The sequence below is a fragment of the Bacteroidetes bacterium endosymbiont of Geopemphigus sp. genome, assembly GCF_002904345.1.
Taxonomy (GTDB): domain Bacteria; phylum Bacteroidota; class Bacteroidia; order Flavobacteriales; family Blattabacteriaceae; genus GSPS2-BC2016.
In genome coordinates this window covers 175,114-196,397 of the sequence record NZ_PEIH01000005.1, presented here as the reverse complement: position 1 = coordinate 196,397, position 21,284 = coordinate 175,114, and the positions used below count along the sequence as shown (strand labels likewise).

Genomic DNA, 21,284 nt, shown 5'->3' with positions numbered 1-21,284 from the left:
ATACTGGAAAAGAAAATGCATTAGATACCTAGTGTAATGGGCATTACCAGCATAAGGGTTTCTTCGCCTTCTTCTTTATCTTTTAAAGGTTTAAGGATGCCGGCGCGATTCGGATCTGACATTTCAAAGAGAATGTCTTCAGCATCGAGATGGGAAAGCATTTCTATAAGAAATTTTGAGTTAAATCCTATTTTCATGTCTTCTCCTTTATAATCGCAATTAAAACGCTCTTGAGCTTTATTTGAGAAATCAAGATCTTCGGCGTACATCTGAAGTTCATTTCTACTGAGTTGCAGGCAAATTTGATGAGTGCTCTTATTGGAAAAAAGTGTTATACGCTTAAGCGCGTTTAAAAAACCCGTTCGGTTAATGCTAAGGGTTTTGTTGTTCTCTTTAGGGATAACCGCTTCATAGTTAGGATATTTTCCGTCGATCAGCCGGCTGATAAGAGTTTTATTATCAAATATAAACCGTGTGTTCGCTTCATTATGTTCTATGGTAACCTCTCCGATATCGAGCATATTCTTAAGTAGCTGAAGTGGCTTTTTTGGAAGAATAAACTCAGTCAACTGATCTGTTTTTAGATCTTTTCTGACAAATTTTACTAACTTGTGAGCATCGGTAGCTACAAAATTTGCCCCTTGAGGATCTAGTTGAAAGAGCACTCCAGTCATTACCGGGCGAAGCTCATCAGAACTACTGGCAAAAAGGGTTTGATTAACGGCTTTTAAAAGCACCTCTGTTTTCATCGTCAAGCGATTAGGATTCTCTAATACAGGTGATTTTGGAAATTCTTCGCTATTTTGTACCGCTAACGAGTAATGACCTTGTTCTGCGGTAATTTCAAGGCTGTTTTTATCTTCTTTTAAAGAAAGCGTAAGCGGTTGTTCTGCGAAAGTCTTTAACATATCGGTAATGAGCTTGGCGGGAACCGCTGTTTTTCCTGAAGTGTTTGAGCTTACTTTTATATAACTAATCAGAGTAGTTTCTAGATCAGTAGCAGTAACTTTAAGTTCGTTTTCCTGAAGTTCGAAAAGAAAGTTATTTAAAATGGGCAATGCATTGCTATTGCTTACCAGAGTGCTTAGCGTCTGAAGCTGTTTCAGAAGTTCGGAACTTGAGACGATGAATTTCATAAAACTGAGTTTGAAGGCAAAAATATACTTTGTTTATGAAAAAGATTTCTTTTTAACTTAATTCAAATTAACTTAATTTAAAGTTTCTTTCTCTGTTTTGAAAGAATTTTTTGCGGTGTCATCAATAAAGAAAAACTCTCAGAGCTAATATAGTCACTAGAATTAAAACTTAATAACTCAAAGGCTGGAAAAAATTAACTCAAGAAGATGAAAAATATTTGTTTACATCCTGAGTATTTCATTGTTTTTTAATGTCTTCTTACAAAGAAAGGCGGCAGGAAAACAAGATACCGGTTTGTAAATAGCCTTTTCTTAATGAAAAAGAACACCACTTTTGGACAACCCATCACAAATAGTTTTATCCTGCTGGATCTTCATTTAAATCCTTTACACATGTTATATCGAAATTACTGTGAGGCTTTTACATGTAATTTTTTACAATAAGTAACTACAATAGTTTTTTGTAAGTATGCCATTTTATATATATAGTTTGAAGATAAAGAGACCTAAGAGAGGTTCAAAAATTCCGTCATGATAAGATAAAAGCGAGTAAATATTTTAAATAATAATATAATGATAATATATATTATAATAAATAAAGTCTATAAAATTCATACAAAACCCTGATAACGGAGATTAAAAATCGGTAATCTTAATTATAACATCTGTGAAAAAGTAAGGATTCCTTATACCGCAAACTTCTACATATACTTCAGTCATTTCGCCTAATGAAGGGGAGACCGCTACATAAGGCAGCTCAGAGAGGAAATATGAAGAAAATAAAAGCTCTTATAGATGCAGGTGCTGATGTAAACCCTAGAGATCATATAATTTATTTATCCGTTGGTCTCAATAGAGAAGGAAGAAAAGAAGTTCTGGGCAATGAAAGGTCAAATGCCATGTTCAATGGGACGAAGCTCAAGAGATTTTTGAGCTTTTAGATGGACTTCATGTCCTCTTTGTGTTCGAAAAGAGTGTCTTGTGAGAGAAAAAAATGCAAAATCCGCCTCCAAAGATCTATTGTCGCCTCAAAAGTATAACATAAAGTGGAAATTTTAAAGAAAGATTTATAGCCAAACTTTACTTTATGTAAGAATAAAAAATGAAATAGTAAACTATTTTTTATTGATTGTTCAGATAAAAATTTTATTTTATAAATAATTATAAATTAGTAGAATAAATTTTATTAATAAATTCACTCTATAGTATTAGAATGTTTTAAGGTTGATATCGGTAATTTACTGGTTATTCTTGTGTATTTTTTGTGTCTTTCGTCACTCCTCTATAGGAGGTCCTACCTTTAAAGGAATAAAAGTGACCTCGTTACAGCAGGGTTACCTTGTTCTAAGCTTTTATTAAGTATCCACTTCAAATAATCCTTAGAGAACAGATAAATCCCCCTAGGTTGTAAGAAGTTTTTTGTCATGCCATCAGCAATCATATCAAAGGGCCAACAACCTCTATTATTCCGAGTCCATTTATATAACGCCTTTGGTGATAAGAAACTCTATAGCTTTTATAGCTTTTTTTTGTCATTCTCAGTGGTTAACTGAAGTGGAGTTTTGCCATTGTTATTTTTAGTCTCTTTATTAGTACTTTTTTCGATAAGAGTTTTAATAGTGTTTGTGCTGCCATAGTAAGCTGTAACATGTAGTAATTTCTCCTAAATTATCTTTCCCATCCTTAAAATTCACATCTATTTCGCCTTTAATTATTAGATCAGATTCCTGATCTACTGTATTTATAATATTGTATTTATTAGTTAATTTTTTGAGAATCCTCACCATCATTGCAGGAAAAATACATAAAAATCACTACACAAGTCAAGATCATTTTTTTTTCACAATTATTAATTTTATATTAGTGTATACCTGTATTTATATATAACACTTACTTATAGCACTTACTTTTCATTCAGTGAATTGATAAGAAAATTCCGTGTGAATTATCTACGATAATATCGTAAAAAGTTAATTAAAAAATATATTATACAAAAGATTAAATAATATATATTCGCTATAATTTAAAAAATTGCTGTATAATACTACTTCGATATAAGATACTTCTACATTTAGTAATAGCTTAATCTCACAAAAAGAAAAAGCCAACCGTATGCAAGGTTGGCACGAAAAAAATAAATTTAAGAGAACTTATAAATCCTATTATGACTTAAGAATCTTTTTAACTTTTATATCGGTTACCAGATCATAGAGAGCGTTGAGATCCGTTCCCTTAGATTTTATGAGAAGCTTCGCAAGCTCCGTATTGTCATTTGCAAGCGCTGCGTGCAGCGGAATTTGCTTCGAATAATCTTTCGCGTTTATATCAACGCTCTTAGCTATAATAAGAAGCTCCACAATATCTTTTTTGCCAAACAGAGCTACCTTATTTAATGTGCTTTGTTCTTCTTTTTCTAACATAGGATCTGTCTTAGTGAGCTCTTCACACTATCGCTATGTTTGAGCATGCTATAAGTCTTGAGAGTTTACCCGGCCATATTGCTAGGCTTCTATACCAGTTCTCAAACAAGAACTCATTATGATAAGCTCCAAAAAAACTAAAGGAGATATAAAGAAGTTTTTGAGTAAAAAGGGGGCTCTCAATACCCTGATATGTAGATGTATTTCGCGAATACAGTCTCTGATTTCATAGCTTTAAAGTTCAAGAGAACGATATTATATAATAATAAACATACGAGTAGTTGTGATTATATATTATATAATGATATAAATTAATTTTTTAATATACTTATTTTAATAATGTTACGTAGTGTAACGTGGAGTAATATAAATTTTATTATGTAAGCGAATTCAATATAATATCTACACCATATACTTTGTTAAAGCGATGAATCTCAATGAAGAAAATTATTTTGCATAAGCTTGTTTCTTAGTTTTAATATTGATCTTCTTTATCGTATGTTTATTCCTGGACTCATCTTTGGGGATGATGAGAAAACAAAAATAAAATTTTATTCGTCGGTCTTTGTTATGCCACTTGCTTTTTTGTCGATTAATCAGGAGCAAAACCTGAAAAATTCCTGAAGCGCTCTTTTAGTAAATAGATTATATTTGCTGAGAATCATTTTTTCATGAATTATTTGGATTTTGAAAAGCCTATTCAAGATCTGCGTGAGCAGTACGATAAATGCGTTATTCTAGGACGTGAAAGCGGTGTGGATACCAGCAAAACTCTTGCGCAGCTTCAGCTGAAGCTGGAAAAAACCACTGCGCGGATTCATAAAAATCTTAGTCCTTGGCAACGAGTGCAGCTCTCAAGACACCCAAACCGACCTTATACGCTTGATTATATTCAAGCCCTTACTCGGGGTCATTTTATCGAGTTGCACGGCGATCGCTACGCAGGGGATGATAAGGCTGTCGTCGGCGGTTTTGGAAAAATAGACGGGGAGAGTTTTATGCTCATCGGCACGCAAAAGGGCAAAAACACCAAAGATCGTCAATACCGAAGGTTCGGCATGCCCAATCCGGAAGGTTACAGAAAAGCCCTTCGACTGATGAAATTGGCGGAAAAATTTGAAAAACCTATCGTTACTTTTATAGATACCCCAGGAGCTTATCCGGGTTTAGAAGCTGAAGAACGAGGTCAAGGTGAGGCTATCGGAAGGAACATTTATGAGATGATGCGTCTTTCGGTACCTGTTATTGTTATCGTTATCGGTGAAGGGGCCAGCGGGGGTGCCCTGGGTATCGGTGTAGGCAACAGCGTGTGTATGATGGAAAATACTTGGTATTCTGTTATTTCTCCTGAGAGTTGTTCCACCATTTTATGGCGCAGCTGGGAATATAAGGAGAAAGCCGCTGCCGCCTTAAAGCTTACAGCTACTGATATGCTCAAACAAAAGCTTATAGACGACATTATTAAAGAGCCCTCAGGGGGAGTGCATTTTCATCCTGAAGAAGCTTATAAAAAAGTGAAACGATATATCCTTAAAGCTGCGAAGGAACTCTCAAGACTTACCTCTGAAGAACTTATTATAAAAAGGCAGGATAAATATCTGGCTATGGGTATATTTGATGATTAGGTCTTATTTTATTAATACGATTAAAAAATGTGATAATAGTCATTATCTATAAAACTATAGATAATAATGATTTAATTTTAGATTAACCACTTAATTAAATTAATTGTTAAATATGTCCGCACATTTATTAAAATGAAAAGTAGTTATTATAAGCCGGCAGATCTAAAAATATCAGAGCACTTATATCGAGAGTCTTCGCTAAAGAAGGCACCTCTACCACAGTAACGCCTCAAAAAACAAACTAAGGATTTTAAAGAAAGAAATAGAAGACTAGGGTTGGAAAATAGAGTTCTTTCAAGAAGAGCTTACTAAGGTAGCTAATGCTCAGAAACTTTTTAAGGAAACCGAAGCGCATTTCAATCACGTGGATATTGCTATTAATGCTGTAAGGAGCGTTTTTAAAAAAAAACCTTTGTCGGCCACCGAGCAAGAATATGATCAAATGTTCGATATTAACCCAAATCCACCTACTTTTTCATGCAATAAGCCAGAAAATCAGTTGAGAAGAATGGAAAGCTCATCACCGTTCTCACTTCTTTACTGGCAGCTTTTACAGACTTTTATTCTACGTATACTGGGACACTGAGGTGCCTGTTGAGCATTTTATCAGAGCGGCTACCAAGGAATTCGCTCCGCACGGAATTTCCGCTACCGCGCAAGCTTCTCGGGCTCAATAGATACTTCTTTTTTATCCTGCCGAAGAACAACAAGTGGTGGAGTATCACAAATCACAAGCCATGAACGGATAACTCACTATCGTCCCAATTCTAAAGTTTTCGGCCACCGAAGGCTGTTGGATTACCGGTCGATTTTTGCCAATGGTGGTTACACCACTCGCTGATCAATTATTTTACTGTATTGTTAAAAACAAAACCCTTAAAAAAGGGCTTTTTTATCTAAAAAAGTCAGAAAATCTCTTAGATTATGTTTATTTTTATAAAGACCGTATGCTCGCGAAAGAAATCGATAAAACTGATATTACCCGAGTGAAAAACAAGCAAATGTTCCTGTAAGATATCTCAATATAAATGAGGTGAACTTTGATCCGGTAGCTTTCGATACAGTTATAAAAGTAGATTTTGTTGCGAAATGATACTATAATAAAACTGAAAATTTTACCCGATCAAACTGTTTTACTTTTAAAAGTAACACACTTATGATCTATATAGTTCGTTAATTGTTTCAGTAAAGCCTTACAAAGAAAAGTCCGTGGCAATGAATAAATAAGCTTGATTTTTTAAAAAACTTCGCAGAGCAAGAAAATGTTAAGTGCAATAATGATTAGGGCGATCATCCAGGCGGCTATTTTTAATAAAAATCCATTAGAAAATTTTCCCATTTTTTTCGGATCATTCGTAAATATAACCAAAGGAACTACTGCAAAACCCAGTTGCATAGAGAGAATTACCTGACTTAAAATTAATAAATCGCCCATTTTCTTTTCACCATAAAGAATAGCCACTACCATGGCCGGTATAATAGCGATTAACCTTGTGATTAATCTTCGAATCCAGGGTTTAAGACGAATGTTTACAAAGCCTTCCATAACGATTTGTCCTGCCAGGGTCCCCGTGAGTGTAGAGTTTTGCCCTGAGGCTAATAAAGCCACGGCGAAAAGCGTCCCGGCCAAGCCTGAGCCCAGTAAAGGCGAGAGCATCTTATGGGCTTCTTCAATATCGGCCATATCTGTATGTCCGCTTGTATGAAAAGTAGCCGCTGAGACAATCAGTATGGATGCGTTAATAAAAAAAGCCAGTGAGAGCGCCAGCGTGCTATCTATGGTAGCGTACGTAATGGCCATTTTTTTACCTTCAAAGTTGCGTGGGTAATTGCGTGTTTGCACAATACTTGAATGCAAGTAAAGATTATGTGGCATTACCGTAGCTCCCAAAATACCTATGGCAGTATATAAAGCACCCGGGTCTCTGATGATTTTAACATCCGGTATCAGTCCCTTAAGCAGTGGGAAAATTTCCGGCTTTGATCGTATAATTTCAAAACCAAAGCACAGTAGTATTGTAAAAATCAAAGCCGATACTACTCCTTCAATATACCGAAAGCCTTTGTACTGAAAAAAAAGAATGATAAGCACATCAATCGTTGTAATTAATACACCCCATGTTACGGGAATACCAAAGAGCATATTAAGGGCCAGTGCAGAACCAATGACCTCTGCCAGGTCACAGGCTGCAATGGCAAGTTCACAGAGAATCCAGAGAATAAAATTTATGCTTGGGCGGTAATGATTTCTACAGGCTTGCGCCAGGTCTCTTTCGGCTACAACTCCCAGTTTTATAGAGAGATGCTGTAGAAAAACAGCGAAAAGATTGGAGATTAAAATCACTGATAAGAGCATATAGCCAAAACGAGAACCTCCGGTGATATCGGTTGCCCAATTCCCGGGGTCCATATAACCTACTGCAATGAGAAGACCCGGTCCGCTAAAGGAGAGCAATTTTTTCCAGAAACCTGCTTTTTGGGGAACTGAAATTGAGGAAAAAACCTCGGGAAGAGAAACGCTTTTAGATTCTTTTCTCCAACCTTCTTTGGGAGTATATAAGGACATTTTTTATTGATTTCCAGAGCAAATATAAATTAATTTATGTTAAAGTTTATTTTTAAAAATAGGCATGACTAATTTTTGTGGGTCAAATTGCCTACATTTGATGGTATAAAGAAAATTTTACCCATGCACTCTCTCTCAGAAGAGAATTATCTCAAGGCGGTTTATCAACTTTCTTTGCAAAGAACTAGAGTTTCGCCCGTTATGCTTTCTGAAAAACTTAAAGTCAGCGCCGCCTCCGTGGCTCATATGCTTAAAAAATTGATCGCTAAAAACTTTGTGTTTTATGAAAAGAAAAAGGGGATTTATCTGACCAAAAATGGATATGTCATAGCCATAGAAATCGTACGTGCTCATCGTTTATGGGAGTGCTTTCTCTCGAAAAAATTGTGTTACCGCTGGGATCAGTTGCACGCTATTGCCGAAGAGCTTGAGCATATCAAGGCGCCTGAATTGCTCGAGAGACTCGAGCGTTATTTAGATCATCCGTGTTTTGATCCACACGGAGATCCCATTCCTTCATCGGATGGATCTGTAAATGATTCGAAAAAGCAAACCCTATCGGGTGTTTTTCCCGGAAACACCGCACGTTTAATCGCGGTAAAGACAGATGCGCCCGATTTTCTGCAATATCTTGAAAAACTTAATATTTATATAGGAAGTTCTATAAAAATCATCGAGCGCGTGGACTTTGACGGCTCTTTTTTGATCTCTTGCCAGGGCAATTCTCCTGTGAATATTTCCCGCTCTCTTGCCGATCATCTTTTTATCGTTCCTCTCAAGCCAAGGGAAAAATTCTAGAATTATATCACCAGGCCTACGCTGGTTTCATAGCTGTTTAATCGCAGATTAGGAAGAATAATCAAGGCGTATTCTTTTTGATTTAAAGGGATCCCAAATTTTCAGGGGCTCGAAATAATACACTAGGTTCGCTACCAATATGTTCAGTCCGGTACCTTCCAATACATCTGATATCCAATGTTTGTAATTAGTTATGCGCAAAATGGCGGTAGTTATGGCAAAAGGATAACCGCTATAGACCCAGTAAGCTTGTGAATCTTTAAATTCCATGTGGTATTTTTTGCCTTTATGTCAAGGAAATCTCCATAGGTGTATATTGAATGTAATCATCTGCGGAATGATTGCCTTTTTGAAGGTTTTCTTGAAAATCTTTTTTAATCGAACCTAAAATTAATGCCGTTCCATATAAAATAAGGGATACACGCAGGATTTACTCTTTTAATTGGAATGTTTTTTCGTCGAGAAACGAGCTTGAATATTTAAAATCTTTATCCTGTGTGTTTAATGAAAAGTAGAGTAAACTACCACTGCTGATACAAAAAATCCTCTGCTTATCTTTTCTAAAAACATATATTGTTGTTATTCCGGTTATGAACCATTGAAAGGATTTTCAAATTTATCGATTTGCCGCTCAATATTTTATGATTTTTATTTATATGACAGATGCTCTTGCTAAGAGAGGATATATACATTTGTTCTATGTTAGATCAAGACACCATAGTTGCTCTGGCCACACCTGATGGTCATGGGGCGATTTCTGTGATTCGTATTTCCGGCTCAAAAGCTTTTTCCATCGTTGAGAGCCTTTTTAAGGCCTCGAAGCCGGGGAAAAAAATACAGGAGCAAGTTTCTCATACTTTACATTTAGGGTATATTTTCGATAAAAACAAGGCACTCGATCAAGTGTTGCTTTCTTTGTTCAAAGCGCCGAATTCCTACACCGCAGAGGATGTTATCGAAATTTCTTGTCACGGATCGCCTTATATTACGCGCAGTATTTTGCAATTGTTTATACAAAAAGGCGCTCGTATGGCACGAGCCGGAGAATTCACGTTGCGCGCCTTTTTGAATGGGAAAATGGATCTTTCCCAGGCAGAAGCGGTGACGGATTTGATTGCATCGCAGGCAGAGGCGGATCATGCCCTAGCTATGCACCAGCTTCGAGGGGGCGTCTCAAATCATATCAGATTGCTTCGCTCTGAACTTATCGATTTTGCTTCTCTTATTGAGCTGAGCCTGGATTTTTCCGAGGAAGATATTGAGTTTGCAGATCGATCTCATCTTTCGGAGCTGCTTGAAACTATCGAAAGACACCTTAAGCTTTTACTCGATTCCTTTGCTTTGGGAAACGCTATTAAACAAGGGATTCCCGTTGCGATTATTGGCCCTCCGAACGCGGGTAAATCCACTTTGCTCAACACTTTGTTACAAGAAAAACGTGCTATTGTTTCAGATATTCCCGGAACCACGCGCGATGTTATAGAAGATCAGCTAATAATCGCTGGTATACGCTTTCGATTTATAGACACCGCAGGAATTCGACAGACCCGAGATAGAGTAGAGGCTCTTGGTATTGAAAAGACTTTTGAGAGCATACATCAGGCTCAGGTGATTTTTTATCTTTTTGATCTTTCGGATTTTGACAAAAAAGCTCTTCTGGCAGAACTTCATAATCTCTCTGAAAATTATCCTGATAAAAAAATTTTTGTTATTGCGAATAAATCAGATCTTTCTCAGGATTCTTTTTCTCCGGATGACGCTTTCAAAGAAACTTTTCGTATTTCAGCAAAAAAAGAAAAAGGAATCGACAGGCTTCTTAAGGCCTTATTCGATTTGGTGGATCACAGGGCTTTAGAGGATCGCACCTTGATTACACATAGCAGGCATTATGAGGTTTTACATGAGGCCTTGCGGGCTATACATGATATCAAACAAGCTGTCAATGAAAAAAGACCCGGTGATTTGCTCTCAACAGATATTCGCTGTGCACTTGATTATTTAGGAGAAATCAGCGGAGAGATAAGTAGCGAGGAATTATTGGGAAATATTTTTTCGAAATTTTGTATCGGAAAATAACTCTGGCAAAACAAATCTATAGTAAACTCTTAGTATAGAAAATTATCAACTTATTTACAGTTCATTAATAAATTAAACTCTTAATTCTTGTTTTGAGTTATTACCTATTTATTGGGATTAATTTTGTACTTCATTTGTACCCCGTGCTGTGGGGTACAATTTTTTTTGTCTTTTTGAGGAAATAATGGCACTTAATTATGTCTAAAGACATTAAATGATTTCAAAAATTCAGGTATAAAGACTCTGTTAGCATTGTGGTAAAAAATTTACGGCGCGAACCACTACTACTCTTTGCCGCTCTGACATATGTAATTTCGCAAACTAGCAGGGCTAGATAATTGGAAAACCGATTGAAAGATAACAAGTTAATTGTTATTTCTGATTTACTGCAAGAGAATGCCGTTCAAATTAAATTTCTTAAGAATCTATTTTAAGCTAGATAATAAAAAATTCATCAAAAATAATTTATTTATTTTCATTTTTAATCATATCACCGATCCGGTCTGGATTTATATAGCGTAAGTTCGTCTGTTATTTTTTCAATGTTATTGATAATGATTTTGTATTTTTATTTATAGTTTTTCTATTTATCACATTATTTTTCATTACTTTTTCCCCTAAGGCTGTTTTTATTTATAAATTATCAGTTGATTATTATTTTTTCGTGAGAAATAATGAAAACTCAGTGGGATATATCCTGTTTTAAGGAGGGGTCTTACTGTAAGTGAAAACTCAAAGTATATATTCCTTTTTATAAGAATTTATAAAAATAATTTTGTATCATAATTAACAATAATATATATTGTTTTTATAGTTATATATTTTAACTATTTAGTTTTATTATTTAATTCTTTGCACAAAAAACTATTTTATCAAATATCATCTATATGAATAAGATAAGTAGTGTTTTGTATATTTGAAATCCCTAAACCTACCTATTGCGATGAAAGCTGATCTTAATCCGATTCAATCACAAATTGTTACTACAATCAAAGGACCGATGATGGTCATCTCCGGGGCTGGATCGGGTAAGACACGTGTGCTCATCTATCGCATCGCACATTTAATGCAAGAGGGCATCGATCCATTTAATATTCTTTCCTTAACCTTTACTAATAAGGCCGCTCGGGAGATGAAACAACGAATCGCGCATTTGGTAAATTCCACGGAGGTGGAAAACCTTTGGATGGGAACTTTTCATTCAGTCTTTGCCCGTATACTCCGTGCTGAGGTCTCCCGCTTAGGTTATCCTTCGGATTATACTATTTACGACCAGCAAGATGCCGAAAGTGTCATTAAAAAAATCATAGAGGACTTAAAACTTGAGAAAGATCTTTATAAACCCAGGGCTCTACTTTCGCGTATTTCTCAGTTCAAAAGTAATCTTATTACCGTTCGGGCCTATTTTGATGACCTTGAGCTTCAAGAGCGCGATGCGGAAAGCTTACGACTTCGTATGGGGGATATTTATCGTTCCTATGTAGATCGTTGCTTTAAATCCGGAGCTATGGATTTTGATGATCTCTTATTACGTACCAATGAGCTTTTTACATGCTTTCCTGAAGTATTATATAAATACCAAGAGCGTTTCAAATACATTATGGTAGATGAATATCAGGATACTAATCACTCACAGTATCTTATCGTAAAGGCTTTGGCCGCTCGCTATAAAAATCTCTGCGTAGTAGGTGACGACGCTCAAAGTATCTATGCCTTTCGCGGAGCGAATATCCGTAATATTCTAAATTTTCAATTGGATTATCCTGACGCCAAAATTTTCCATCTGGAGCAGAATTACCGTTCCACAAATTATATCGTTCAGGCAGCTAACGATGTGATTGCATGCAATAAGGAGCAGTTAGAAAAGAAAGTATGGACTCAAAACGAGAGCGGGGAAAAGATCAAACTTTATAGAGCCCTCTCTGACGGAGAAGAGGCTGCCTTTATAGCCAATACGCTTTTTGAGCTTAAGGTTCATCATCAGTTGCGCAATGAAGATTTCGCCATTCTTTACCGTACCAATGCCCAATCGCGCGCAATCGAAGAGGCGCTTCGTATGAAAAATATTCCCTATCGAATCTATGGTGGCCTTTCATTTTATCAACGCAAAGAAATCAAAGATTTGCTTGCCTATCTTCGCTTGCTGGTCAACCCTAACGATGAGGAAGCGCTTTTGCGCATTATTAACTATCCGGCTCGTGGTATAGGACAAACTACGATTAATAAATTACTTGTAATGGCAGCTGATCAAGGCAAAACAGCTTATGAATTGCTCGAAAATCCTGAATTAATGTCCCTTGATAAAGGGACTTTGAAGAGGCTTGAAGAATTTATTGTAATGATTAAACGCTTTTCCCTGAAGTTACCTGAAGGGGCCTATGTTGTAGCTCAGCAGGTAGTCAAAAACTCCGGTTTGCTTGGTGATATTCGCCAGGATGACACCCCTGAAGACATTTCGCGTTATGAAAACATTCAGGAATTTATGAGCAGTCTGCAGGCTTATGTCGAGGAACAGGCTCAGCTGGCCGACGGCAATATATCCCTGGCGGCTTTTTTAGAAAATGTCGCCCTGGCCACTGATATAGTTGATAATCAAGAAGGAGACCGCGTTTCTTTGATGACGGTCCATCTCTCGAAGGGCCTTGAATTTCCGGTGGTCTTTATCGTAGGTCTGGAAGAAAATCTTTTCCCCTCTATGCTCAGTCTGACTACTCGCGATGATCTTGAAGAGGAAAGACGCTTATTTTATGTCGCTTTAACCCGTGCCCAAAAACAAGCTGTACTGAGCTATGCGCTCACGCGCTATCGCTGGGGAAAACTTATCGATGGTCAGCCCAGTCGTTTTATTGAGGAAATTGATCAGAATCGACTGGCTAAGATAGGCGCGCAAGCACAAAGATTTTCTCCTTCGTCCCTTAAATCCTCACTTTTTGAAAAGATCCCCTCTGATGATCTTTTTGAAATTTCGCGCAAAGAAAAAACCATAATGAAAAAAGCTAAGCATCTAAGAGAGTTTCCTTTCAAAGCGCTAAGCGATAAGATGAACCTCCTGGGCAAGGGAATGCGCGTGAGTCACGAGCGTTTTGGAGAAGGCCAGGTAATGGAAATTCAAGGAACTGAGCCTGATAAGGTGGCTCTTGTGCGTTTCGAGCAAGTAGGTGAGAAAAAGCTTCTATTAAGATTTGCCAAAATCAATATACTCTCATGAAGAGAAATAGCTATTACCGCTGTAATCTCAGGTATTGGTGTCGCTTGTGCTGAACGTTTGGCTAAAGAAGGCGATGCCCTTATAATATGAGGTCATCGCGGAGATCACTTAATAGATATAAAGAATTTTAATAAAAAATTATTCAGTGTCCGTAGAAGCACTTAATTTTAATATTAAAAAATATAAGACAGTTTTCCAGGAGGTAAGTTCATTCGATGCTTTCTGAAAAACATTTCGTGTCCTCATTAACAATGCTGCTGTAGCCCTAGGTTTTGAATCTTTTGCCGATGCGAGCTGTGGCAAGATTGGGATGAGATCATCGATACCAATATAAAAGAGGTCTACTATATACCAGCATACAACTACTGCCGCAGGAGTCATGGATGAGTCCGATGAAAAACTCATCAACTCAATTGTCAATTACCTAGAATTTCATAGAAAACCTAACTGGATCGACTTGCATAATTTGAGAATTATCAAATACGGAAGTGCTTTGCACATAGATGCGCATCTTATGGTGCCCTGTTTTTTCAATGTGAGAGAAGCTCATGATGAAATAGATGACTAGGGTGGAATTTTTCATTCATGTAGATCTTTGTGTGCATAATTCATGCCCTGTTTGCTCCAAACAAGATTTCTTGGTGAGGGATTTTCTTATTAAGCATCAGTTTTCCTGGACTTTAGATAATATTTCTGAGGATTGCCCTCATCGGATTGAAAAAAACCATAAAGGGTTCAATCATCAGGCTTTGGGGATTATTAGGTATAATACACTACTTTTGATAAAAATTTGATAATCCTAAAAACCTATGGAATATAACACAGAGCGTCCAAAGATGATCATTCCTGAATATGGACGCCATATTCATAATATGATCTGGCATGTGGTAGCTATAGAGGATAAAAATGAACGTAATCGCTGTGCTTGGAGTGTTATTAAAGTTATGGGCGATTTAAATCCACATCTTAGAGATGTTCCTGATTTTCAACATAAGTTATGGGATCAGCTCTTTATCATGTCCGATTTTAAATTGAAAGTAGATTCCCCTTTTTCTCAACCCGAACCTGAACAATTTCAACGTCCTCCCAGAAGAATTTCTTATCCTGAATATTTGCTGGAGGTTCGCTACTATGGAAAAATTGTACGAGATATGATTGCCGTGGCCGTTGAATGTTTAGATCCTGATAAAAAAGAGGGATTGATATATGCTATTGCCAATACTATGAAAAAAAATTATATCAAATGGAATAAGGATACGGTAGAGGATAGTGTAATTTTTGAAGACCTTCGTAGATTATCGGGAGGGAAAATTGTAGTGAATACGCTATCGGATCCCCTGGTTGTTAGTGAGGAAATCCTGCAAAATGGAAAAAGAAGAAATAAAAACAGCCCGTACAGCAACCCGCACAGAAAAAAGAAGTTTTTTGGATTTAATGGGAGTGTTTGAGATTCAAGGCGGTTGTCCGCTAAAAGGCGGAATAATCCCGCAAGGTGCTAAAAATGAGGCTTTGCAAATTTTATGTGCCGTGCTCTTAACCTCAGAGCCGGTACATGTTCAAAATATTCCTCAGATTCAGGACATTAAATATTTGATGTGTATTCTTAAAAACCTCGGCGTTACAATTCAGGAAAACGCTCATGGCCATTACACTTTTCAGGCTAATACCCTTGATCTGGATTACCTTTCTACGGAAAAATTTCAAAAAGAAGCTTCCATGATTCGTGGCTCTGTTATGATTATCGGACCTTTATTGGCTCGTTTTGGAAAAGTTTTTCTTCAGCAACCTGGAGGTGATAAAATTGGGCGTCGTCGGCTGGATACTCATTTTCAGGGATTTAAAGCCTTAGGGGCTCGTTTTGAGTATTCTCAGGAAAAACGTATTTATAAAGTTCATGCAGAGCGTCTTACGGGCGCTTACGTCCTTTTAGAAGAGGCTTCAATTACTGGAACGGCGAATGTTCTAATGGCCGCTGTACTAGCTCGCGGAAAAACCACCATATATAATGCTGCTTGTGAGCCTTATATTCAGCAATTGTGCAAATTGCTTATTTCTATGGGCGCACGCATAGAAGGTACAGGTTCTAATTTACTTAGCGTACAAGGAGTCGAGGCACTGGGAGGATGTTCTCATAAGATCTTGCCCGATATGATAGAAATCGGCAGCTGGATTGCTTTGGCGGCTCTTTCTCGTTCGGAGATCACCATAAAAAATGTCAGCTGGCAAAATATTGGAGTAATCCCGGCAAGTTTTCAAAAACTTGGCATAAAGATCGAGCGCCGTGAAGATAATATTTACATCCCTTCCCAGGCACATTATCGCATTCAAAAGTTTATCGATGGTTCTATACTGACACTGGCTGATGCGCCTTGGCCAGGGCTTAGTCCGGATCTTCTGAGTGTACTCTTGGTAACAGCTACTCAGGCTAAAGGAAGTGTCTTAATTCATCAAAAAATGTTTGAGAGTCGCTTGTTTTTTGTCGATAAACTCATCGAGATGGGCGCGCAGATCATCCTTTGTGATCCACACCGCGCAACGGTCATCGGTATGAATCATAATTCGCCCTTGCGCGGATCATCTCTTAACTCTCCAGATATACGAGCAGGTATCGCCTTGCTTATCGCCGCGCTTTCAGCCCAGGGTAAGAGTATTATACATAACATAGAGCAGATAGATCGAGGCTATGAATGTATCGATAAACGCTTACAAGCGCTGGGCGCTAAAATCAAACGCCTGTAATTTTTAAACCCTATTAATAATAAAGTATTATGTTATACCTTTTCTCCATTTTCGTCAGTCCCTGACGAGCGATATACAATATGGGAATTTCTTACAAGTGGTTGGGCTATAGGAAATGCGATTCTTTTGCTTATCTTTTTTCTGCTTCTCGAAGTGATCTTCCTCTTTTTTGAACGTTTGTTTGTGTTAAGTTATTTTTTTGGGAGCTATCAAGAATTTAGTGTCACTATTCGCGATATGATCTATGATGATTGAAAAAAGTCTAGTGCGCATTGAGCCTCCCTTAAGTAAAATCTCACAATCCATGGAGAATCTTGGTAAGCAGCAGGTCTATCATATGGGAAAAGGGGACTGCTCGCCCATGGAATTTACATAGCTATGAATACAACTGCTGCCGGGCTTGTTATTAGAATAGTAACATATATTTTTTAATCTTCTGGTAATTAAAATAGATCACGCTGCTGCGAATTTAGAAGCTGCAGCCTCAGGATTTTATCGACGCCGTTAATCAACAGCTCTCCTGATGAACTTAAGAGGAAAAAAACCTATCCAGACCGGGTTCAGCTCTTCCTTGATAACGAACATCTTATTTTTTCGCTACTTTTTTTCATGCTGACCTCTTCTCTTATGGTCAATAATACGTTGGATTTGAGCGATGCTTAGGAAAGTGATAGTATAAAACAGCGAACACCTATGTGATGATTCGAAAGTCAGGAGCTTATTATATAGATCGTAAAAAAATCTCCTATGAATCCATGTCTTGAATTTTCATAATGAAATTCAAACGCAACGGCAAGTTAACCAGAGTTAATTTAAAAATCAGCAAGCCTTTACGGATAAATTCTTTTGAAGGCTCCGGTCAAGAAAAGAAATCCTATGAGGCAAGATAAAAAAAGCTAGCGAAAAAAAATCGAAAGAAAAGATCTTGATCGTTTCACCTAAAAAGAAAAACTCCCATCTTAAGTCTTTAGATTCTAAAAGAAAAAAGCTCTGAAGTATACTCTTAAAAAGAGCAAGAACACTTGTAAAATTAAGCAGTCTTCGAGTCAAAAAAATCAATTTCTTCCGCTCGGTGATTCTTTCTTATACCGGTACGTATTACCATTTTAAGCATCGTAAGGCGACCTTCGAGCCACTTCCGGAGAACATTTATTGTCCAAAGCGAAGGACTACAACAATATATGAAATGACTTAAAGATTGTATTATAAAGGAAATCCCCTTGTGTAAAGAGTATTCTTCTTATTTGCAAACAGCCAGAACTAAAATCTACCTCTCAAACCCTTTGAGAAACTTCTTCTTATGCTACATTGCGTCGACCGGCTCAAATTAATTATCGTTTTAAAATAAAATGATCCTTCTTGTGTTTTTTTACTTTATTTATATTGATGAACTATACAAAAGCAATTAAATGGCTCTTGGATCATCTTCCGATGTATCAAAAGCAAGGAATGCCTGCTTACAAACCCGGCCTGGATCGTATTTTAAAATTTTGTGAATACCTTGGTAACCCTCAGAATAGCTTTGCAAGTATACATATAGCAGGTACCAACGGTAAAGGATCTACAGCACATATGCTCGCTTCCATTTTACAAGAATCCGGCTATTGCGTGGGTCTATTTTCTTCACCCCACCTGAAAGATTTTCGAGAGCGTATATGTTGTAATGGCGTTATGATTTCTAAAAAATTTGTCAGCGACTTTGTTAGTCGTCATTATAAGTTTATGAAAGTAAACGCCCTTTCTTTTTTCGAAATGACCACGGCTATGGCTTTTGATAACTTTCGGGCACGAAAAGTAGATATTGCCTTTATAGAAACAGGACTTGGAGGTCGTCTAGATTCTACGAATATTATTTTACCGGAGCTCTCTGTTATTACAAATATTGGTCGCGACCATACTGGATTTCTTGGGAGTACACTTAAGCAGATCGCCTTGGAAAAGGCAGGAATCATTAAAAATGATACTCCTGTGGTTATAGGCTCATGGATCCCTGAGACGCGCGCTGTTTTCGAAGCGGTTGCAGGGGAATGTTCTGCTCCTGTTTATTTTGCGAAAGAACCATTGGCGGAATCTATATATCCCCTTCCTTTAAAGGGAAGGTATCAACGTTTTAATGAGCAAACAGCTCTGAAAGTGGTAGAGGTTTTGAGAAAAAAATCCTGGAAAATTTCTTCCAAATCTCTAACAAACGGATTAAGTAATGTTATTAAAAATACCGCGCTCCGGGGGCGTTGGGAATTATTGTCTCACTCGCCACTTATTATATGCGATACTGCTCATAATGAAGACGGTATTCGTATAGTAGCTGAACAGCTCGCTGAGGAACCCTTGAAACAATTACGATTGGTTCTGGGTTTTGTTCGCGGTAAGGAGATAGAAAAAATGTTGTCTTTTTTTCCAGAAAATGCAATATATTATTTTTGTCAGTCTTCTCTAGATCGATCCTTTCCTATAGAAGAACTCCGAGAGTTAACACAAGATTTATATGAAAGTGTTTATTATTTTGATAGTGTAAAGAAAGCGATTGCTCAGGCTAAAAAAGATGCCCATCAAAGGGATCTTATATTTGTAGGCGGAAGCACTTTTGTGGTAGCTGATATTTTGTAATAAAGATTTGGCAATACAGAAAAAGACCTTATATTTGCAGTCGCAATTCTATTAGGGCGATTAGCTCAGTTGGTTTAGAGCACCTGCCTTACAAGCAGGGGGTCACTGGTTCGAACCCAGTATCGCCCACTAATGTAGAATATTTATGATCAGTAATTAGAATTTCTTTTTTTGTTTCTTTTTTAAGAAATCTCTTGACTCTTCCGTTGGAAAAATGCCCGACAGTCATCTTAAACAAACTTCTTGTAAAAATCCGTATCATTCTTTACAAAATTTATGACTTAATTAAAGAAAGAGGTTTTTACTGTTATTGTGTAAAAGGAAATATTTCTCTCGTAGAATAAACTGATATAATATTCATTTGATATAAATATTTTACCGTAAAAAATTTAAATGATGTGACAATGAATTGATCCTTTGGGAAATAGGAATTTTAATTCTCAAACTTGAATAATTATATAAAAATTAATAGATTAATTTTTAGTTATCTAGCTACTTATAGGGATCTACTTTTTTTGGTAAGTTAAGGAAAACTTGTGGTCAATATTATTACCGAAAACTATCTATAAATTAATAAATAGCTGATTATTTAATGTTTCTTTATTCTTAATATTCTTTGGAAAATTTATTATAAACCCTCCTCCCCCCCCCTGAATTTCTATCGCACCCCGAATTTTGAGATTTATAGAACGCAAATAACATTTTTAATTCATATTGAAAATTTTGACTGGCAAGGTTTACTAGAATTTAATTGCCGTAGCCAAAAAGAAATAGCCCGATACAATAGCATTCTGAACTCAATTTCTTTGTTGTTGTTATCCTACTATAGATTTTACGAGAAAATCGCTTCAAAAGCGAAATCTGGTTCCTCTATAATGCTATTGATAACAATTTTTTCTACGCCAGAGAAATCTAATTACTGTAACATTTTTATCTTAATTTTATATTTGTATATATTTATATGTTATATATTTAAGCCTCGTTTAAGTAATTTCTTTTAGCTTATTTTTATCCACTCAAAGAGTCCTAAAAAGGACTCTTTGTTTTTTTTATATTCCCTTCTAATACTTATTAGGGAAGTAGTTGTCCCTTCGTAGGTTCCAAAGAAAGGCGGAGAGCTCTTGTTAAATCGTTCTTTGTTTTACCTGTTATCGGTGAGTACTGAACTTATATTCTATTTTTATAATACATGGCTCTCAATAACGATTTCCCCAAGGATGGGAGTTTCCTTATTATCTTTAATCCATTGATAGCCGCGCGCAACCTATGCAAAGAAAGCTAGTAGATATTGACGTTGAACCAGTCTTACTCCTCTGAAGTTGGGATTGCTTAAGTAGTCCAAGACGGATATCTTCCTTTTTTCCACATGTCGTGCTATATGGCGGCATATAGAAAGTGCCTTTCCTTTGGGTAACTCTTAGAGAACCTTTCGGTAAGGTCTTTGACGGCGTTTATTCTTTCGACTTAATAAAGAGAACCTTATGGTAGTTTTGAATTATATTTATCCGATAAATATGATTAAAACTGCTTAATGGTGAACTCTTGTGAGCAGATGTAAATGATATAAGTATGTGAAAATATAGATATATATGCTTATAGGCAACTAAAAAAATCGTTGTTATTGATCCACAATTGAAAATATTGGAGTTCATGAAAGGCATAAACTCAAAAATATGATCTCCGATGATTTGGAAATATCTATAAAGATACAGAAAACAGGCTTTATCAAAAGCCTGATCAAGTAGTTGATATAAAAACTAAAACTACATAATAGTTATAAATAGACGCTTTAAGGGAAAGAAAAAAACAATATTACATATGAATCAAAATGACAATCCTTTTATCAAATTATGAAGAAGCTATAAATGATTTGCTAAACTTATAAAGAAGCGATTGAAAATTAAAAACATTCAAAGTTAAAACCTTAAAAAATAAATAAGATTATAAAAAACCTTAAAAAAATTGAAATTTTAACGGATTTAACATAAAAATTCACAGGAACACTCATATTTTTCTACGAGCCTGAGGGCATCTTTGATCAAAAAACTGACAAATATTTAGACATTGCAACTTAAAAAGTTGCTCAGGTCAGTTTTTTCTCTTCCAGGT

Annotated in this window: 13 protein-coding genes and 1 tRNA gene; 10 read left to right on the top strand and 4 right to left on the bottom strand. The window is 36.4% G+C overall.

What is annotated here, in order from left to right; translation table 11 throughout:
• Positions 1–20: 20 nt before the first annotated feature.
• Positions 21–1,136: a DNA polymerase III subunit beta gene (gene dnaN, locus CS842_RS02100; protein WP_103327259.1), complete on the bottom strand. Its 1,116-nt coding sequence runs from the start codon at positions 1,134–1,136 to the stop codon at positions 21–23.
• Between the two features lie 728 nt (positions 1,137–1,864).
• On the opposite strand from dnaN, the gene CS842_RS06805 reads away from it, so the two are divergent.
• Complete coding sequence (locus tag CS842_RS06805) at positions 1,865–2,077, top strand: ankyrin repeat domain-containing protein (RefSeq protein ID WP_103327258.1); 213 nt, start codon at positions 1,865–1,867, stop codon at positions 2,075–2,077.
• A gap of 1,221 nt (positions 2,078–3,298) precedes the next feature.
• Here CS842_RS06805 and CS842_RS02090 read toward each other — a convergent pair.
• A complete protein-coding gene (locus tag CS842_RS02090) occupies positions 3,299–3,556 on the bottom strand; it encodes an ankyrin repeat domain-containing protein (RefSeq protein WP_103327257.1) in 258 nt (85 codons plus the stop codon).
• Positions 3,557–4,227: 671 nt separating this feature from the next.
• Between CS842_RS02090 and CS842_RS02085 the strand changes: the two genes are divergently transcribed.
• The gene (locus CS842_RS02085) at positions 4,228–5,181 is read left to right on the top strand and encodes an acetyl-CoA carboxylase carboxyltransferase subunit alpha (RefSeq protein ID WP_103327256.1); all 954 of its coding nucleotides are present in this window, start codon (positions 4,228–4,230) and stop codon (positions 5,179–5,181) included.
• A 1,237-nt stretch (positions 5,182–6,418) separates the two neighbouring features.
• Here CS842_RS02085 and CS842_RS02070 read toward each other — a convergent pair.
• Complete coding sequence (locus CS842_RS02070) at positions 6,419–7,747, bottom strand: Nramp family divalent metal transporter (protein WP_103327254.1); 1,329 nt, start codon at positions 7,745–7,747, stop codon at positions 6,419–6,421.
• A 123-nt stretch (positions 7,748–7,870) separates the two neighbouring features.
• On the opposite strand from CS842_RS02070, the gene CS842_RS02065 reads away from it, so the two are divergent.
• A complete protein-coding gene (locus CS842_RS02065) occupies positions 7,871–8,545 on the top strand; it encodes a metal-dependent transcriptional regulator (RefSeq protein WP_103327253.1) in 675 nt (224 codons plus the stop codon).
• Positions 8,546–8,593: 48 nt separating this feature from the next.
• Here the strand turns inward: CS842_RS02065 and CS842_RS02060 are convergent, their stop codons facing one another.
• Positions 8,594–8,815, bottom strand: a complete 222-nt coding sequence (locus CS842_RS02060; protein WP_103327252.1) for a phosphatase PAP2 family protein — start codon at positions 8,813–8,815, stop codon at positions 8,594–8,596.
• 429 nt (positions 8,816–9,244) lie between these two features.
• On the opposite strand from CS842_RS02060, the gene mnmE reads away from it, so the two are divergent.
• The 7 genes from mnmE (at position 9,245) to CS842_RS02010 (ending at position 19,304) form a co-directional block, all read left to right on the top strand.
• Positions 9,245–10,621, top strand: a complete 1,377-nt coding sequence (gene mnmE / locus CS842_RS02055; RefSeq protein WP_103327251.1) for a tRNA uridine-5-carboxymethylaminomethyl(34) synthesis GTPase MnmE — start codon at positions 9,245–9,247, stop codon at positions 10,619–10,621.
• 943 nt (positions 10,622–11,564) lie between these two features.
• Positions 11,565–13,829 carry an ATP-dependent helicase gene (locus CS842_RS02050; protein WP_103327250.1) on the top strand — a complete coding sequence of 755 codons (2,265 nt, stop codon included), beginning with the start codon at positions 11,565–11,567 and terminating at the stop codon, positions 13,827–13,829.
• Positions 13,830–14,208: 379 nt separating this feature from the next.
• Positions 14,209–14,397: a cation transporter dimerization domain-containing protein gene (locus CS842_RS02040; protein ID WP_103327248.1), complete on the top strand. Its 189-nt coding sequence runs from the start codon at positions 14,209–14,211 to the stop codon at positions 14,395–14,397.
• Positions 14,398–14,638: 241 nt separating this feature from the next.
• A complete protein-coding gene (locus tag CS842_RS02030) occupies positions 14,639–15,277 on the top strand; it encodes a DUF4290 domain-containing protein (protein WP_103327246.1) in 639 nt (212 codons plus the stop codon).
• Positions 15,264–16,568: a UDP-N-acetylglucosamine 1-carboxyvinyltransferase gene (murA, locus tag CS842_RS02025; RefSeq protein WP_103327245.1), complete on the top strand. Its 1,305-nt coding sequence runs from the start codon at positions 15,264–15,266 to the stop codon at positions 16,566–16,568. Before CS842_RS02030 ends, murA begins: the two co-directional genes overlap by 14 nt.
• A 1,431-nt stretch (positions 16,569–17,999) precedes the next feature.
• The gene (locus CS842_RS02015) at positions 18,000–19,175 is read left to right on the top strand and encodes a bifunctional folylpolyglutamate synthase/dihydrofolate synthase (protein ID WP_241518416.1); all 1,176 of its coding nucleotides are present in this window, start codon (positions 18,000–18,002) and stop codon (positions 19,173–19,175) included.
• A gap of 54 nt (positions 19,176–19,229) precedes the next feature.
• Positions 19,230–19,304, top strand: a tRNA-Val gene (locus CS842_RS02010).
• Positions 19,305–21,284 lie beyond the last annotated feature (1,980 nt).